Origin of the sequence: Bacillus sp. FSL M8-0256 (genome assembly GCF_038005765.1) — a bacterium.
GTDB classification, from domain to species: domain Bacteria; phylum Bacillota; class Bacilli; order Bacillales; family Bacillaceae; genus Bacillus; species Bacillus safensis.
On record NZ_JBBOTU010000001.1, the window covers coordinates 430,723 to 450,419 of the forward strand.

Annotated in this window: 4 protein-coding genes; 3 read left to right on the forward strand and 1 reads right to left on the reverse strand. The window is 45.4% G+C overall.

Annotated elements, in window-relative coordinates; translation table 11 throughout:
• The first annotated feature begins 34 nt into the window (after positions 1-34).
• From NSQ76_RS02210 to NSQ76_RS02220, 3 genes are read left to right on the forward strand one after another with little or no spacing between them, the layout of a single operon-like run.
• On the forward strand, positions 35-10,168 hold the full coding sequence (locus NSQ76_RS02210) for a non-ribosomal peptide synthetase (RefSeq protein WP_341052123.1): 10,134 nt from the start codon (positions 35-37) through the stop codon (positions 10,166-10,168).
• A gap of 13 nt (positions 10,169-10,181) precedes the next feature.
• Entirely contained in the window at positions 10,182-18,377 is an 8,196-nt protein-coding gene (locus NSQ76_RS02215; protein WP_341052125.1) for an amino acid adenylation domain-containing protein, read from the forward strand.
• Between the two features lie 6 nt (positions 18,378-18,383).
• Positions 18,384-19,124, forward strand: coding sequence for a thioesterase II family protein (locus NSQ76_RS02220; RefSeq protein ID WP_135032832.1), 741 nt, complete (start codon positions 18,384-18,386; stop codon positions 19,122-19,124).
• A gap of 30 nt (positions 19,125-19,154) precedes the next feature.
• On the opposite strand, the gene NSQ76_RS02225 is transcribed toward NSQ76_RS02220, so the two are convergent.
• Positions 19,155-19,694: a hypothetical protein gene (locus NSQ76_RS02225; protein WP_135032834.1), complete on the reverse strand. Its 540-nt coding sequence runs from the start codon at positions 19,692-19,694 to the stop codon at positions 19,155-19,157.
• Between the last annotated feature and the right edge of the window lie 3 nt (positions 19,695-19,697).

The window sequence follows — 19,697 nt, forward strand, 5'->3', positions numbered from 1 at the left end:
CAGTCCTGCCTGACAAAAAAGGAAAGGAACTCATATGAAACCATCAATTATGAACCAATCAAATGTACATGAATCAATGGATAAGATTTTACAAGATGTACAGAGAACCATTTTACAAACCAACGAAATCGAACGCTTCGCTGTTTTTTCTCGTGAAAAAACCATTCGACCGCGGCCATATCACCTCTCTCATTTATTTCTCGACAATCACATGGAGCAGGAGGCCGCATCTGAATCGATACAGACGCAAACGGCTTCCCCTGCTTTAGCGGACATGCCGCCCGCCCTTTCCTATGGAGGGGATCTAGATGTTAAGGCAGGAGCCCAAACCTTGCAGGACGCCTTAACGGAGGCGGCAAAAACGACAAATGGGCTGACTTATATCGTCAATAGTGAAAATGAACTCACACAATCCTACGCGCAGTTAAAGGAGGATGCTGAGCGGGTTTTGACAGGTTTAAGGGCGCTCGGACTTGAACCAGGTGATCCTGTGTTCTTTCAGTTTTCATCCAATCATGCGATGGTAACAGCCTTTTGGGCGTGTGTGTTAGGCGGATTTGTTCCAACACTAGTGTCGGCTGCACCGACCTATCGGGAAATGAATGCCTCCGTGAAGAAGCTTCATCATGCGTGGAACCTGCTGGAGCATCCGCTCATTTTAACAGATGACTCGCTGATTGATGAGGTGCAAGGCTTAGCTTTATTGTGGCATACAGACAAGTTACGAGTCGCAGCCGTTGAGCCGATGCTTTCTTTAGAAAGAGATATAGAAGCTTATCCAGCGTCACCGGATGATTCAGTCTTTTTTATCTTAACGTCTGGAAGTACAGGGATGCCCAAATGCGTAGAGCATTCTCATCGAAGCGTGCTGGCGAATATCAAAGGAACAGTGGCAGCCAATGGGTTTACACAAGAGGATGTGTCGTTAGACTGGATGCCTTTAGATCATATTGGCGGTATTGTGATGTTTCACCTTGTCAATGTGTACACGGGCTGTGAGCAGGTTCGGGCAAGAACAGATGATTTTATCGCTCAGCCGCTGCGCTGGCTTGACTGGATGGACCGCTACCGTGCAACGAAGACATGGGCGCCTAACTTCGCATTTGCGATGATCAATGATTATGAGAAAGACATTTCATCAGGATCTTGGGATCTTTCTGCTATGACTTGTATGATCAATGGGGCTGAAGCGGTCGTACCGAAGACGATTCACCGATTTTTACACTTGCTTGCTCCGCACGGCTTAAAGGGAGACGTCATGAGACCGGCATTTGGCATGTCTGAAATCTCTTCAGCCGTTGTCTTCTCTTTTGCGATAGAACGGGGAGATGAAAGCAGCGGGGTTCTAACCTTTGAGGAAACATCACTCACAGAGCAGCTAAGACCAGCGGAGGCACGTGAGACAGGAACTGTCAGCTTTACAGAGCTGGGAAGGCCAATTCCTGGTATCACGATTCGTATCGTTAATCATCAGAATGAGCTTCTTCCCGAAGATCATATTGGCAGTGTGCAAATTAAAGGGCCGACGACAATGAAGGGCTATTACAAGAATGACGAAGCGAATCAAGAAGTCTTTCAAACAGACGGCTGGTTTCACACGGGGGATTTAGGTTTTCTGCACGATGGAAGGCTGACATTAACCGGAAGAGAAAAAGACATGATCATCATCAACGGGAAAAATTATCACAACTATGAAATAGAAGTCGTTGCAGAGGAAGTACCTGGCGTCGAAACGAGCTTTGTAGCCGCTTGTTCCGCCCGGATGGAAGCATCTGCATCCGACGAGCTGATTCTCTTTTTTACACCGAAGCTGTATGAACCTTCTTATATCATGAGGGCAAGTCAGAATATCAAATCCCATATTGCAACAAAAATGGGGTTGTCTGCATCGCGTGTGATCCCTGTCCAGAAGCACGCCTTTCCGAAAACAAGCTCTGGAAAAATAGAAAGGGCACAGCTCAAGAAGCGATGGCAGGAAGGCGAATTCGATGAAATCATCAAGGAGCTGGACATCAGACTTGAAAATGAACACACCTTGCCTGATTGGAGTTTACAAAAGAAGTGGACACCTGCTCCGCTTCATGAAGCGGAAAAACAAACAGAAGGGAATATGGTGATCTTTGCAGACACACTAGGGCTGGCAGATCAATTGAGATCCCTTTCAAGCAATGAACAAACATATATTACGGTTGAACCGGGTCAAGCATTCACACAACTTACACATACACACTTCATCATCCACCCGAATCGGCCGTCTGACTACGAACAACTCTTTGAGACGCTCCGTTCGTATGGCGTTTCGGTGAAACAAATCATTCACCTTTGGAACTACACAACTCAAGAAGACACACTTCATGCAGCGTTGGCGAAAGAAGCGCAGAAAACTGGCAGCATGAGTGCATTATATGTAACTAAAGCGGTCGCTGCCTATGATGAGCCGGTAGAGATCACCTTTGTCTCTGCCAATGCGATGAATTTGCCGGAAGATCAAACACATGATGTGGAGAAAGCAACGACAGCAGGACTGATGACAGCTGTTCAGCATGAATGGCCGTTTATCAAGGTGCGGTGTCTTGATTTTTCTCTGACAGAACCGGATGCTGGCCGTTCTCATGCATCATCGATCATGACAGAGCTCACACATGACACAAGCCATCATATCGCCGCTTATCGTGAAGGTGTTCGTTATACTCCTCTTTTAACACCGCTTCATCTGGAAAAAGAACAAAGGATGAAGAAACCGCCATTTGAATCATCCGGGCTTTACGTGATGACAGGCGGGCTTGGCGGCATTGGGAGGATGCTTAGTGAGTACCTGCTGACATCCTATCAAGCGCATCTTGTGCTGGTTGGAAGAAAAGCGAGAGAGGCTTTATCTGAGGAGCAGCAAGACGTATTGATTTCACTTGAGAATCAAGCGGAAAAGCACGGAGGTACAGTTCTATATGAAAAGGTGGACATCACTGACGCACAAGCCATTGAAGCCCTGATCTCAAGACAGGAGACGGCATTAGGTAAAAGGCTGCATGGCGTTATTCATTTCGCTGGCATCATTCAAGAAGAGCTGCTTCGTGATATGACGTCTGTATCATTACATGCGATGTACGAAGCGAAGGTATATGGCACGATTGCGCTTCATGAAGCAGCCTCTAAACGGGAGAATGTCATATTCCTTTCTAGCTCGTCAGCTCGAACGTTAAAGGGCGGGATGACCGTTGGCGCTTATTGTGCGGCAAATGAGTTCGTTGAACAATTTGCTCATTATCAGAGGCTGGCATCTACAGTAAAACCGTATTGCTTTAGCTTTAGCATGTGGGATGAGACCGGAATGAGTGAAGGTTCGATGATCAAAGGTATGCTAAAAGAAAGGGGCTATCTCCCGATTCCAAAGCGGGCGGGCATTCAAACAATGCTTGCATGCATGATGACAGAAGCTCCACTCATTTATATCGGGCTGGATCAGGCGAAGCAGGAAATTCAAGAGATGATACAGGGGGAGACTCAAACAGAGCAGGTCATATATGTCTTTTTCAAAACCGATCAAACAAAGGCTGTTGAAGAAAGGCTGTATCAATCCATTTATACGTGTATACAGTCTCGTCTCTCTGGTGAATATTCCGTCCATCTATATCCTGAAGAATACTGGAAAGAAACAGAGGATGGGATGCCGGACGAAGTGCATTTCAATGAATTAATAGAGGAAAGCGGACATGCTTCAGAGGACAGAGCACCTCAAACCGAGACGGAAAAACTCTTGGCACACATTTGGTCCGAGCTGCTTGATGTCTCAAACATCAGCTGTGGTGATCATTTCTTTCTACTCGGAGGTCATTCGCTCAAGGCAACGCAAATGCTGTCTGCTGTTAGACAGAAAACGGGATTTGACGTGCCGCTCGCTGTTCTTTTTGAGCATACGAGACTTGGAGAGTTAGCGAAGTGGATTGATTCACATGCCAAAGCCGATGAAGCGATTCTGATACGGAAAATAGAAAAGGGTCAGGAGCTTCCGATGTCCTATGCCCAGCAAAGACAATGGTTTCTCTATCAATTACAGCCTGATCTGCCATTATACAATAATACGATTTCCTTTCGGATGAATGGACCTTTAGATGTAAAGGTGCTTCAGCGCAGCCTGCAGCAAATGGTGCAAAGGCATGAATCACTCAGAACATCCTTTGCGATGAACGGCGATGAACCGGTACAGATCATACATGAGCATATGACTCTTCCAGCGCTTGAGGTGGTCGATGTATCAGATTTGGCATCACAGGAAGAAAAAGAACAAAAAGCGGATGAGTGGGCGAAAAAAGAAGCGGGCACGCCTTTCCGCTTAGAGCATGATTCACTCTTTCGCGCAAAACTGATTCGGCTGTCAGAAACAGATCATTTGCTGCTGATGTCCATTCACCACATCGTGTCAGATGGCTGGTCGATTGGCATTGCCGCAAGGGAGCTATCCGAATGGTATACAGCGATGATCGAGGGGAGGGAGCCTGATCTCTCACCGCTGCCGATTCAATATGCAGATTACGCACTATGGCAGAAGGAGTATTTGACGGGAGAAACGCTTCAGAAGCAGCTTTCCTATTGGAAGGAGCAATTTGCGGTACCTGTGGAAGACTTGATGCTGCCGTATGACTACACGCGTCCGGCTGTTCAATCCTATAGGGGAAAAACGAAAAAATACCGCTTAACGAAGCCGCTGTCTGACCAGCTGGCTGCTCTTTCTCAGAAAACAGACAGCACCCTTTATATGACATTACTTTCGGCTTTCTCTACCTTGCTGCATCGATTGTCTTCACAGGATGAGTTTGTCATTGGATCCGTCATTGCCGGGAGAAATCGGACGGAGATGGAGCAGCTCATCGGATTTTTCGTGAATACGCTGGCACTTCGGATCGATCATAGCGGGAATCCGGCTTTCACAGAGCTATTAGAGCGAGTGAAGGAAACAACAATGGGTGCCTATGCGCATCAGGATGTGCCGTTTGAGATGGTCGTAGATGAGCTGAATATTGTACGTGAGGCTGGGAAGCAGCCGCTGTTTCAGGTCATGTTCGTTCTGCAAAACCTGCCCCTTGAAGCTTCTCCGATGGGTGAGGTGACATCTGTTTTAGCTATTGAAGATAATGATACAGCCAAATTCGATCTCTCTCTGTTTGTTTTTGAAGGGGCGGAGGGTCTTCAATTAAAACTAGAGTATGATGCAGACTTATTTTCTGACGACACGATGGAACGGTTTCTTCGTTACTACGAGCAGCTGCTTGCATGTATTTGTGAAAATCCAGCACAGCCGATTAGACAAATGAATTACCTGCCAGAAAAAGAGAGGCATCAGCTGCTCTATGAATGGAGCGGCACAACAGATCAACCAGCAGGCCCGCTTCTCATCACAGAACGGTTTGAAGCGCAGGTGAAAAAGACGCCTCATGCGATCGCCCTCGAATCAGGGGAAAATAAGTGGACGTATCAGGAGTTAAAAGAGAAAGTCGATCGGCTTGCCGCTTATCTGCAGCAGCGAGGAGTGAAGCCGCATGAACCAGTAGGGCTTCTGATCGACAGGTCGCCTGAAATGATTTTTGGGGTGCTGGCGATTGTGAAAGCAGGAGGGGCCTACGTCCCAATTGATCCTGAATATCCATATGCACGCATTGATTATATGCTGAGGGATACAGGTATTCAGCTGTTACTGACAAAAAATGAATGGCTGAAACAAGTCTCGATCAGTCAAACCGAGCTCATTTGTCTTGATCAGGGGTATGAAGAGTTTTTATCAGAGGCAGAACTCAAGTCTGCTGCTTTAAAACCTGATGGACTCGCTTATATCAATTACACATCAGGATCAACCGGTCAGCCAAAAGGGGTTTTAATTCCGCATCAAGCGGTCATCCGGCTTGTATGCGAAACAGATTATGTCACCCTTAATGAACAAACGCGTATTTTACAAATCGCGAGCTTTTCCTTTGATGCCTTTACGTATGAAATATGGGGAGCCCTGCTCAACGGGGGAAGGCTGATACTGACCGATCGAAATACGATCTTATCAATGGATACACTGGCTGACACGCTGACATCTTACAAGATCACAACAGGATTTCTGACAGTGCCGCTGTTTAACCGATTAACAGAGGAACATCCAGAAGCTTTATGTGGATTCGATGCCTTATTGGTCGGCGGTGATGCTTTGTCAGCTGCTCATATCCGTAAAGCGCTGCCGTATTTACCTGAAGGCCTTTTAAACGGCTATGGACCAACTGAGAATACGACGTTCTCCTGTGTGCATCACATTCGGGCAGTGGATGAGGGGCAGGCAACAATTCCTATCGGTCAGCCAATTGCGTATTCTCAGACCTATGTACTAGACGACCAGCTACAGCCGGTTCCGCAAGGTGTTATTGGAGAGATTTACGTAGGCGGTACAGGGCTTGCACTCGGATACCTTGGAGATGAAGAAAAAACATCGCAATCATTTATCCCGCATCCTTTCCAAGAAGGAGCGCGTTTATATAAAACAGGCGATATGGGCCGCTGGCTGCCAAACGGCATCATCGACTGCCTTGGAAGAATCGATCATCAAGTGAAAATTCGCGGACACCGCGTCGAATGCGGAGAAATTGAAGCTGCTATGCTGCGCTTTGAAGACATCATAGAATGTGCGGTCATTCCGCATCAGCATGAGAGTGGTCATAAGCGATTGATCGGTTATTTTGTCCAAAAGGGCAGCATGACCACGCAAGACATTCGCCATCAATTAAAAGAAATACTGCCAGATTATATGGTGCCAAGCCTATTAATAGAGCTGGAGGAACTCCCGCTCACACCAAATGGCAAGGTAGACCAAAAACGTCTCCCGCCGCCAGAGTGGAGACAGGAAGAAGTGGACAAACCGGCTGACAGGGCACTCAGTGAGGAAGAGCGTGTACTGGAAAAAGTATGGACTCAGCTGCTCGGTACGCCTTCGATTGGCGTACATGATAACTACTTTGAGCTTGGCGGAGATTCGATTATTGTCATACAAATGGTGGCGCGCTTAGCACAGGAAGGCTATGTCATTCAGCCGAGAGATGTATTTGAAAAACAGACGATTTCACAGCTGGCACTTGCTATGAAAAGGTCAGATGCTGCTGCGTTCTATGACCAGTCACCTGTCACAGGAGCTGTTCGTCTGCTTCCAATCCAATCATGGTTCTTTGAGCAATCAATGACAAACCAAGATTATTGGAATTTATCAGCGCATATGGAATTCAAGCAATCCATACAGCTCAAGCAGCTGACACAGGTTCTCTCAAAAATTGTCGATCATCACGATATGCTGAGAGCGATGTATACAAAAACAGCAGATGGATCATGGATTCAAACCATTCGTGCGCCTGGCATCACCCCTTGTGTCACCTTCTTTGATCTGACGGGTGTTTCTCAGGAGGAAGCGCTGGAACAAATCCGCATGGAGACCGCCGCTTGTCAAGGAACGTTGTCATTAGAACGGGGAGAAGTGATCAAAGCCATTCTTTTTCACACAAGTGATGGTACGTCTGAACTCTTTATCGCTGCCCATCATCTTGTAATGGATGGAATCTCATGGCGCATCATACAGGAAGACCTATTAAATGGACTGAAGCAGCTTGCGGCAGGGCAGGAAATCGCGCTTGCAAAGAAAACTGCGTCCTATCAGCAGTGGGCAGATGCTCTTTATGAATATGCACAAACCGATCAATTACAAGAGCAGGTTCCTTTTTGGCAAAATATCATCAGTCAAGAGGAAGAGGGTTCTCCTTTTCAAACACCTGCGCTTTTCAATATAGAAGAACATGCAGAGATCCTGTCTATTCAATTGACGAAGGATCAAACAGATATTTTATTAAGACAGGCATCACAAGCGTACCGAACAGAGGTAAACGATTTACTCTTATCAGGACTCACACAAGCCGTTGGAAAGCCGCTGCTCATCACGTTAGAAGGGCACGGACGCGAGGATTTATTTGAACAGATGGATTTGTCACGAACAGTCGGCTGGTTTACAAGCTCTTATCCTATTTTTATTCCTTTTATTCAAACCGATATTGAGAGACAAATCAAAGATGTCAAAGAAACCTTAAGAGCTGTGCCGCAAAAGGGAATCGGCTATGGCTTGCTTCAATATATGACAGCATCTCGTTTCCTCAAAAAGGCAGCGCCGCAAATGAGCTTTAATTATCTTGGACAGTTAGATCAAATAGACGGTGAAGCACATCTTTATTTAGCAGATGAACGAAATGGACTTGTACATGATCCAAAAGCAGAAAGACAGCATTTGATCGATGTGTACGGATATGTTGTGAACGGTCAGCTTCAGATGAATTTTATGATAAACCGTGAACTGCTTCAGTATGAAGAGGTGCGCCTGTTACCTGAACGGTTCAAAGAAAAAATGGAGGATATTCTGACGCATTGTGTAGAGACAAAAGGCGGCTTTACGCCATCTGATTTTCCAATGGTTCAGCTGACGCAAGAGCAAATCGATGAGCTTCCAGACAATGTAGTGGATGTGTATCCACTATCTCCAATGCAGCAAGGGATGCTGTTTCATGCTCTATTAGATCAAGCGTCACAGGCGTATTTTGGTCAAGTGCATATGACGCTCGTAGGCTTAACGGACGGCGCAGCCTATGAAAAGGCCTGGAATCTGCTTGTAGAGCGTCATTCGATTTTACGGACAACATTTGCTTGGGAAGGGCTAAAGGAGCCTGTTCAGTTGATTCAATCAGAAGGAAGCATTCATCTCACTCAGCACGATGTGCGCCACCTGAGTGAAACGGATCAGAAGGAAGCCATCCAGCAATATTTGCAAACAGATCGTTTAAAGGATTTCAAACTAGAAGATACGGATGAACCGCTGATTCGTATTGCTTTATTCCATCGTGATGAAAACACATGCACGTTTATTTTTAGCTTTCATCATATTTTAATCGATGGCTGGAGCTTGTTCAGCTTTATTGAAGAATCCTTTTCTTTATACCGCTCTCTTGTGGATGAACGGGAGGTGGATCTTCCTGCTGTACGTCCATATAAAGATTTTATCGAGTGGCTGCAAAAGCAGGATCAAGAGAAGGCGCTAGAGTTCTGGAAAGGTTATATGTCAGGAGTAGAAGAGGCTACACCACTTCCAGGAGACGGCGGGCATGCTTCGGATGAAGATGCAGGTGTTGATCAGCTAAGTATCAAACTAACACCCGAGATGCAGGAGAAACTCGAAAAGATGACAGGCGCGCAGAAGGTGACAATGAGCACATTGATTCAAACAGCATGGGGGCTGCTTTTGCATCTTCATTCAGGATCAGAGGATGTTGTGTTCGGAGTGACAGTATCAGGACGGCCGGCGGATTTACCACAGGTTGAAAGCATGACAGGGCTCTTTATAAACACATTGCCGCTCCGTTTGCCGATTACGCCAGAGTGGACCATTTCCAAGCTGCTGGCACATACGCAGGACACAGTTTTTCAGATGCGGGAATTCGAATATACCGTACTGCCAGATATTCAGCAGCTGACCCACATCCCGAATGGAGATTCATTGTTTAACAGCATTGTCGTGTTTGAAAACTATCCGATTGAATCTATCGAGCCATACGGGGTACGCATTTTAGACATTGCGAGTCATGAAGAAACGAACTATGACCTGACCCTTGTGGCAGTTCCGGGAGATACGCTGGAGCTTCGGGTCACATATCGCTTCAATCAATATACAGTAAAGCAAATACAATCGCTGATGCAGCAGCTGATCCATACACTTGAAGCGATGACAGAACAAATGGAGACACCCCTCTCTTCCTTCACGATTGTGACGAATGAAGAAAAAGAGCGGATGATCACCGATTGGGCGAAAAACGCACAAGTCAGCGTGCTGTACCCAGATCAAGAAGAGGTCTATTCAGGTGTGCATGATCCTTCCTGTGAGACGGAAATATATGTCCTGAGCGAAGAGCATCAGCTCATGCCGGTAGGATTTTCTGGAGATATTTTTATCGGTGCAAAGGATATCAAAGCAATTTGCGGGGAGCTTGCCGATTGGATGGAGACGCATAAAATTCCGCATCCATTCAAACATCAAACTGGCGAATACCTCTATCCGACAGGGGATGTCGGCGTTTGGACTGAAGAAAACAAGATTCAGATTTTGGATTGGATGTAGGAGGAGAAGAACGATGCTAGTGAGTAGACGAAAAGGACATGCAGCAAATCATATCGTCAGAATCAACGGAAAACGGATAGATCTTAAAGCATTAGAGCAAGTCATGATGCTTCATTTTCCGCTAAAGGAATGTGCAATCATTCCGAAGAAAAATCAAGAAGGCAGTCTATCGCTTGTGCTATTTGCACAGGCGAAGGACGCTTCGTTGACAAGAGAGGATCTGAAGAAAGGTCCGCTTCATCCTCATGAAGTGCCAGCCGCTCTCGTCTTATTACCTTCTTTGCCAAAGACAGAAAGTGGAGCAGTCGACAAAGAGGCACTGCTTTCAATTGAAATCATAGATCAAGATGAATTAAGAAAGATAGAAGAGCGCACCAAAGCTATAGATGGAGTAGCGGAAGCGGCCGCTTTCATTGAAAGTCAGTCAGAAAAACAAACGCCCTATCACCTAGATGACCTGTTTCCTGATCGACAGCGTACTCAAGGGAACGAACCGATTTCGAAAAGTGAAGCGAGCGAAACAAAACAATCATCTGTCCATGAAAAGCCGCCCGCACTTGTGTATGGCGGAGATGTGATCAAAAAACCAGGCACACCTGTCACACTGACAGAGGTGCTGATTCGATCAGCCTTTATGTCACCAGACCGCGGGGTGACTTATTTGAAAGAAGGCGGGCGTACGTTGACCCAAACCTATCCTGAATTACTAACTAGCGCTGAACGGATTCTGTCCGGCTTAAGGGCAGCAGGACTGTCAAACGGCGATCAAGTATTACTTCAATTGAAAGACCATCAAGATTTTATCACGGTGTTCTGGGGCTGTATTCTCGGAGGAATCATTCCGACCCCAGTCTCTGTGCCGCCTGTTTATGATGAAGTGAATCAAGGTGTGAATAAGCTGAAGGGCGTGTTTCAGCTGCAAAATGAACCTTTCATTATTACGAATGAAGCAAGTGCTGGGGACATTGCTGGCCTGCGTCAGACATTTGAAGCAAAGGTCGTGCCTATCTTAACAATTGAAACATTGCTGGCGTATGAACCAGATGAACAGCATTATGAGCCAGAGCCGGATGAGCCTGTGTTGCAGCTGCTGTCTTCAGGAAGTACGGGTGTACCAAAGTGTATCCGTCATCATCATCAAAGCATTTTATCTAGAATTATGGCCTTTGAGCAGGTAAACGGCTTTACACATGAGGATGTGTCACTTAACTGGATGCCGCTTGATCATGTTGGTGGAATTGTCATGTTTCATGTACATGACGTCTACCTTGGCTGCCAGCAGATAAGTCCATCCATCGATCAATTTATCGAGCGGCCGATGGTGTGGCTGGATTGGGTAGAAACATACGGGGTCACAAGGACATGGGCACCAAACTTTGCCTTTGCCATGATGAATGAATATGAAGACGACATTCGTAAGGGAAACTGGGACCTGTCCACTCTGACTTATATCATGAATGCAGCCGAAGCGGTTGTTCCGAAAGTCACGCAGCGCTTCATGCACATCATGGGGCAGCACGGATTAAGCCGTCATGCGATGGTACCTGCTTACGGTATGTCAGAAACATCCTCAGCCATTGTTCAGTCAAAGAAATTTATGCGGAACAGTGAACAGGATGGACAGCTGACGATTGATCAGACCTCGTTAACAAGTGAGATCGAATATGTGACGCACGATCATCCGAACAAGATGACGTTTACAGAAGTCGGCACGCCGATTCCGTCTGTATGGATTCGAATTGTAGATGAGCATCACGAGGTGCTGCCAGAAGATCAGGTTGGGCGCTTGCAGGTGAAGAGTCCAACAATTATGATGGGCTACTATCAAAATGAGGAAGCCAATCAAGAAGTATTTGCGGAAAACGGCTGGTTTCACACAGGGGATTTAGGTTTTATTCATGAAGGGCGTCTCGTTCTGACAGGTCGAGAAAAAGACATCATTGTTATCAACGGCGCTAACTATTTGAATTACGAAATTGAAGCGGTTGTAGAAGAGGTGGACGGGGTCGAAGTCACCTTTGCCGCTGCGTACGGCATTTATAATCCCGAATCAAGCAATGACACGCTTGCCGTCTTTTTTGTCTCACAAAGGGATTCAATAGAGGAACAAATCGCGTTAATTCAACAGATAAGAGAGGCCATCATTCGAAAAATCGGCATAGAGCCTGATCACATCATTCCGGTGAAAAAAGACCAATTTCCAAAAACGGAGAGTGGGAAAATCCAGCGTGCCCAGTTAGGCGCAGCACTAAAAGATGGAGCCTTCCGTGACATTGAACAAGCACTGGATCTTGCTTCTGAAAATGAACAAACACTCCCAGACTGGTTTTTCAAACGCATGTGGGCTAAGGAGCATATCGGTCCAACTCAGCCTTTTACTGATCATGCACTCGTTTTCGAGGATGAAAAAGGGCTGTATCAATCGCTTTACGCCCAATTTGAGCAAAAGAAACAGCCATATATTTCTGTGAGAAAAGGGCATGAATTTTTGCGTCTGTCCAAAGGGATGTACCAGATAAATCCGAGAATCAAGGGGGATTACGTCAGGCTCATTGCCGCACTTGAAGCAGATGAACTAAAGATCGGGCGTATGCTCCATCTTTGGAATGTGTCAGACAAAGAAGACATCGTTGATCCTGCGCAGTTCAAAGAGCTGCATGCCAGTACCAATCAATCCATTTTGTACTTGTATCAAGCCTTGAGACAAGCAAATAAAGAGCCCATCCGTCTTGTCGTTGTGACAAAAGGTGGTCAATTTGTGAAGCCTGAAGATGATCTTCATGTGGAGAAAACGCCGCTTGCAGGTCTGCTAAAAACCATTCCCCAAGAATGGGAAGGAGCAGAGGTGTCTCATCTTGATATTGAAGCGGAGAATGTAGAACAGGATGCCAAGCATATTGCGGAAGAATTGTCTGCGATTCATATAAAAGCAGAGGTTTCTTACCGAAATGGGGACAGATTCGTACCAAAGCTGGAAAAAGTCAATATGATCGAAGCGCCTCAAACAGAAGGTTTTTTAGAATATGAAGGTCTTTATTTATTAACTGGAGGACTTGGCGGAATTGGGTTTGAGCTGTCTAAGCAAATGCTCCAATTTGGCTTGAAACTCGTATTGATCGGACGGACATCTCTAGAAGACAGCTTGGAAAAGAAAGAAGCCTTGTCACAGCTAAAAGATGCTGGTGACGTCATTTATATCCAAGCAGATGTGACCGATTTACGTGAAGTTGAACAGGCGATTTATGAAGCAGAAAAGCACTTTGGACAATCGATCCGGGGTGTGCTGCATTTGGCCGGTGCTGGTAATGTGTCTGAGCATTTTCAGCAGGCGGACAAGTATACACTGGCTCATACGTCAGAAGAGGATTTCACAAAAGAAATGTCAGGGAAAGCAGACGGAGCATGGGTCCTGCAGGAAGCCTTTAAGTATGATCCGACAGTACCGCTTGTCTTTTTTGGATCGGTCAATGGCTTTTTTGGCGGCACAACATTTGGGGCATACTCTGCGGCCAACAGCTTTTTAGATGGACTCGCGCACGCTCTCACCTTTCAAGAAGGAAGACGAGCAATCTCTTTGAACTTTAGTATGTGGGATAATCTCGGTTTGTCTAAGGGTCATACCGGAGCAGCTCTCACCGTTCGCAAGGGATTTCAATTGATTGGAAAGAAACAAGGTCTCCATTCATTATGTTTAGGTGTCCGGCTCAATGAAGCGCATCTGTTTATTGGTCTGGACGGAGCAAATCCAGACATCGCCGGGTATCTTCAGCCAGCTCCAATACCGGTCTTTGAGAAAAAGCTTTTTTACACCGTTCAGCCTGGCAAAGAAGTGCATGTTGAAGAGATCACGAGCATCTCAAAAGGCAAATGGGACATTCAGCAAGTACAGGAAATACCGAAAAAGCAAGATGGCTCTATTGATTATGAAGCACTCAAATTGAATCATGGCAAAAACGGACAAAGCCTTGAAAAGCAATTGCCAGAAACGAAGACAGAGCAGCTTCTTGCCGCCATCTGGGAGGACATTTTAGAAGTAGATCGTGTGTATAAAGAGGATCAATTCTTCGACCTTGGCGGGCATTCACTAAAGGCGACTCAAACCATTTCTCGGATCAATCATGAATTTTCAATGAAGGCGCCTTTAAAAATATTATTTGAAAGCAAACATCTGGCACATCTGGCGCAAATGGTTGATGACATCAAAGGAACGCCAGCCGTTCAGGAAGCGGAAATTCCAAAGCTTGAAAAGCAAACAAGCTATGAGCTGTCACATGCCCAGAAGCGTATTTGGTTCTTATCGACATTAGAAAAGAACCATCATTACAATATATTAGGTGCTTGGAAGCTGACAGGACCATTACACGTTCAAGCATTAACAAAAGCGATTGGCCTTTTAACAAAGCGGCATGAAGCACTTCGGGCAGTATTTAAATCACTTGGCGGCAAGCCGGTTCAACTTATACGTGAAGACCTTCCGCCATCTGTGACTGTGGCAAATTTCTCGTTATTTAATGAAAAAACAAGAGCGAGAAGACTCAAGCAGCTCATTCAGCAAGAGGCAGACCGCGTTTATGATTTAGAAAGAGGACCTCTTGCGCAGTGGACGATAGTAGATATGGGCAAGGAGGAGTATTATCTCCTTTGCGCGCAGCACCACATCATTTCAGATGCATGGTCACTCAGCCTGCTCATTCAGGAATTAGAAGTGGCATATGAAGCGCTGCTTGCAGATGAAACGCCGCAGCTCCCAGCCTTAGAAATCGAATGGACAGACTATGTACATTGGGAAAATGAACAATTAAAGCATCATCAAGAAGACCAAGCCTATTGGCTCAATACGTTACAAGGTGAACTTCCAGTGCTGGAGCTGCCGTTTGACCGTCCTCGTCCGCCGGTTCAAACATTTAACGGTGCTACAGAGCAAATCGTACTGGATGAACCGCTTATCCGCCGCTTGCAGGCTTTGTCCAAGCAGCAGGGCACGACCTTGTTCATGACGATGCTGTCCGCGTACTACGTCCTGCTTCACAAGCTGTCCGGACAGACAGATATCATCATTGGATCGCCTATCGCGGGCCGGGATGCCAAGCAATCAGAGCAGCTCGTTGGGATGTTTGTGAATACACTTGCGCTGAGACAGGACGTCTCAACAGCAGAGACGTTTGCCGACCTCTTGGAAAACGTGAAAGAGATGACATTAAAAGCGTTTGAGCATCAGCATTATCCATTTGACAAGCTTGTCGATGACCTTTCGTTAGATAGAGATTTAAGCCGGTCCCCTATTTTTCAGGCGGCAATGGGGTATGTCACCGATTCGCTCGATGTAAACCTTAAAGGGCTGACAAGTGAACATGTGATGGTCCATCATACAGTATCTAAATTTGATCTCACCCTGCATGTATTTGAACAGGAAGAGCAGCTGTCGATTCAGGTGGAATACAATACGGATTTATTTGATCAAGAGACCATTCATCGTTATATGAACTATTATCTCCATGTGCTAGATGGCATGACGGCACAGCCTGAGCGTACATTTGCGGATTATTGCTTAATGAACAAAGCGGAACAGGCGGCCATGATTCTAGGCAAAAATCAAACAGATACGCCATATCCAAAGCGAACGCTTCAAGAATTGTTTGAAGAGCAGGTGCAGCGTCATCCGCATCGTATTGCCTTGTCCTATATGGATGAACACATGACATATGAAGACTTGGATGAAAAGGCGACAAAGCTTGCTGCTTACTTGCAGTCAAAAGGAATTGGACCAGGCTCCCTTGTACCGATGCTATTTGATCGCTCCTTTGACATGATTGTGTCGGTTCTAGGAATCGTCAAATCTGGTGCTGCATATGTTCCAATGTCACCTGAATATCCTGATGCACGCATCCGTCTCATCGTTCGTGATACGCAAAGCGATGTGATCATCACCCAGTCTCATCTTGCAGATCGTCTCGTAGACTTTACAGGTACAAAGATTGTCATGGACAAGCCAATACTAGAAACAAATGCAGTGTATCAAAGAGAAGCATCGATCATAGGGGAAGACCAAATAGCCTATGTCAACTACACATCAGGCTCAACAGGTACACCAAAAGGCGTGATGCTCCCTCATGCAGGAGTTGTCCGCTTGGTTAGAGAAACAAATTATATAAAGCTCGGTCCAGATGACAAAATGCTTCAGCTCTCAAACTATGCTTTTGATGCTTTTACATTTGAATTATGGGGGATGCTGCTGAATGGCGGTCAGCTGATTCTGCTCCCAAAATATGCAGCACTGAATATGGAAGAATTAACGCAATTCATCAAAACGTATCAAGTGACTGCCAACTGTCTGCCAACCGCTTTATTTAATCGACTGGTAGAGCACGATCCGAAAAGTGTGGCAGGCTACCGCACATTACTCGTTGGCGGGGAAGCCATGTCAAGTGAGCATGCACGAAAGGCATTGATGCATATGGAAGGTGTGCTAGTCAATGCTTACGGTCCAACAGAAAACACGACATTAGCCACAACACATCAAGTCTCACATGTGCCAGCAGGCGCAAAATCAGTTCCAATTGGTGTGCCAGTGTCGAATTCAACTGTCGTCATACTGGACGATGCGCTCAATCCAGTACCAGCAGGCGTCAAAGGAGAAATTTATATCGGTGGAACCGGTCTTGCGAAAGGCTACCTTCATGATCCAGAGCAGACAAAGGAGCGGTTTATTGACAATCCTTTCCCTGAACTAAAGGGAGACAAACTGTATCGTTCAGGCGACCTTGGTACATGGCGATCAGATGGCACCATTGAATATCTCGGCCGAAAAGATCATCTAGTGAAAATTAGAGGCTACCGAATTGAATGCGGAGAAATTGAGACAGCCCTGCTCAAGCATCCGCAAATCAAAGAATGTACAGTCATCGCCAAAACGTATGGCAGCTCAAAACGGCTGGCGGCCTACCTTGTGACAGATGGAGAAAATCCTGTTCCGGGCTGGAAAGCCTTTTTGCAGGAAAGCCTGCCAGGCTATATGATTCCAAGTTACTTTGTCGTACTGGATGAAATGCCGGTGACAACGAACGGGAAGGTTGATCAAAAAGCACTGCCAGAGCCAACAGAAACAATTTCCCTTTCCGATGATGACGACAAACCGGTCACCGAAACGGAGGTGCGGATTGTCGCAGCTTTCAAGGAAGTGCTTGGTGTGAAGCAAGTAGGTATGCATGACTCCTTCTTTGATCTGGGCGGCGATTCCATTATGAGTATTCAGGCTGTGGCCAAATTAAAAGAAAAAGGTGTTCGTGTTGATCCAAAATGGATTTTCATGCACCCGGCGCCTGCGCAATTAGCAGCCCATTTGGACGCAGTGCCAGAAGCCGCTGAGAACGTTGAAAGGTCTCCGAAGGACTACGTGATCGAGCTGAAAAAAGGCGATCCAGCCGAACCGAGAATATTCTTCGCGCCGCCTGCTGGTGGAACAGTGATGGGCTATATTGATGTTGCTAAGCTCATGACACATCAAGGGGCTGTGTATGCCTTGCAGTCTCCTGGACTATATGAGGATGAAGAGCCGCAATTCCTCCATTATACGGAGCTTGTGACCCTTTTTATTGAAGCTATTGAGACGTTCTACCGTCCGGGGATTGACTATCTCGCAGGGCATTCAATGGGCGGGCATCTTGCCTACGGAATGAATCAGCGGCTCTGCCATGCAGGAAAAGCACCGAAAGGACTCATCATTTTAGATACGGTGCCAGTGCTAAGAGATGAGGCAGATCAGGCACTTCATGCCGATATGAACGAAGAAGAAGTAAAAATGCTCGCACTTGTCCTTGGAATGGGGAACCTGGTCGGCATTCAGCCAGAAGCTTTACAAGGATTGAGCTTCCAAGAAGTAAAGCAGAAAATTCTCAAAGAGGCAGAAAAGGATGAAGTTGTTCATCAATTCATGAATGATCAATATTTAGATAAATATTTGCAAATGCAAACGCATAATACGATCATGTCACAAGCCATTGAATTAGAAAAAGAACCATTCCCTGTGCCATTTTATATTGTCCAAAGCAGTGATCACGCAAGCGATTTCCAGAAGAAGTTCGCAGATTGGGAGGCTTATACGAAAGAGTCGTGCTCGTATTACCACATCAAAGGCGACCATGTCACCATGATGAAAAGACCGCAGGCAGATGAACTGGCACGGATTCTTCAAACGATTATAAAGGGGTAAAGACGTATGAATCAGTTATTGAAAACCTTTGAAAAAAAATCAGATCTCATTCAGCTTATTTGTTTTCCTTTTGCCGGCGGATATTCCGCCTCATACCGTCCGCTCTTTGAACAGCTAAAAGACGTGGCCGAAGTCACAGCAGTAGAGCCCCCAGGGCACGGCACCAATCTCATGCCGCTTGAATCAAGCATTGACCGGCTGGCAGAGCTGTATAAAGAAGGACTTACGGACAAATTGAACCGCCCATTTATTCTGTTTGGACATTCAATGGGAGGGCTTGTGGTATACAGACTAACCCAGCTGCTAGAAAAGGAAGGAATTTATCCTGCAGCAGTGGTGATCTCAGCCATTCAGCCTCCGCAAACAAAACGGCAGATGCTGACGCATTTATCCAATGAAGCATTTGTACAGCATATTGCCGAAATGGGCGGGATTCCAAAGGAATTACTAGAGAACAAACCAATGATGGATTACTTTACGCCGTCATTGCGTGCAGACTACAAGGCACTAGAAACCTTCCAGCACACAGATCAATCGATTATCGACACACCTGTTTATTTATTCAATGGAAGGCAAGATGAGAAATGCATGCAGGATGCAAGCGGCTGGTTAAAATGGGCAAAAACCATCGAACGCACCAATTTCGATGGAGGCCACATGTACATCAACACACACCTTGAGCCATTTGCAGAGCAGATGAGACATGTGATTGAGCTAACAGCCCAGCAGCAATTGATCAAGAATTAAGAAAAAACGACCCATCAATAGGGTCGTTTTTTACTGAGGAATAATACTTGAAAACGCTGATATAGCTAATGAAAATAAGAATAATAAAACGAATGGGATGTAAAATTTATAACTTCTATTTTCTTGATCTTTTAAGTAAGAATAGCACCACACACTAAATGCGACTATAACGAAAATGTTGATGTTCCATAAAAATGGAAGTGTAATCGTGCGTTCAGCATTAGATACCTTAAATAGGTATAAAATAATAACAATCAAGTTGCCTAGTAAAATGTAATAGTAAGCTAATATCCCTTTTTTAAAAATATTTTTATAGGAATCTTTTATTCCAAAAATAATAAAACTTAAAAAAATGACTAATGAAAAAAATAAAACTTCAATCATTGGCTTAAATATTTCTCCAATCACAGCAAGTGAAATACCTATCCACTTACTAACTTCAATTACATCTTGATTCCCATCAAGTTGTAGTTCTAGTAGATTTTTATTTATTTCATCCATTTTTAATATAGAAAGGATGAAAGCTATTATACCAGAAAGCATACATACTAATAAAATGTGTTTTTTCATAAT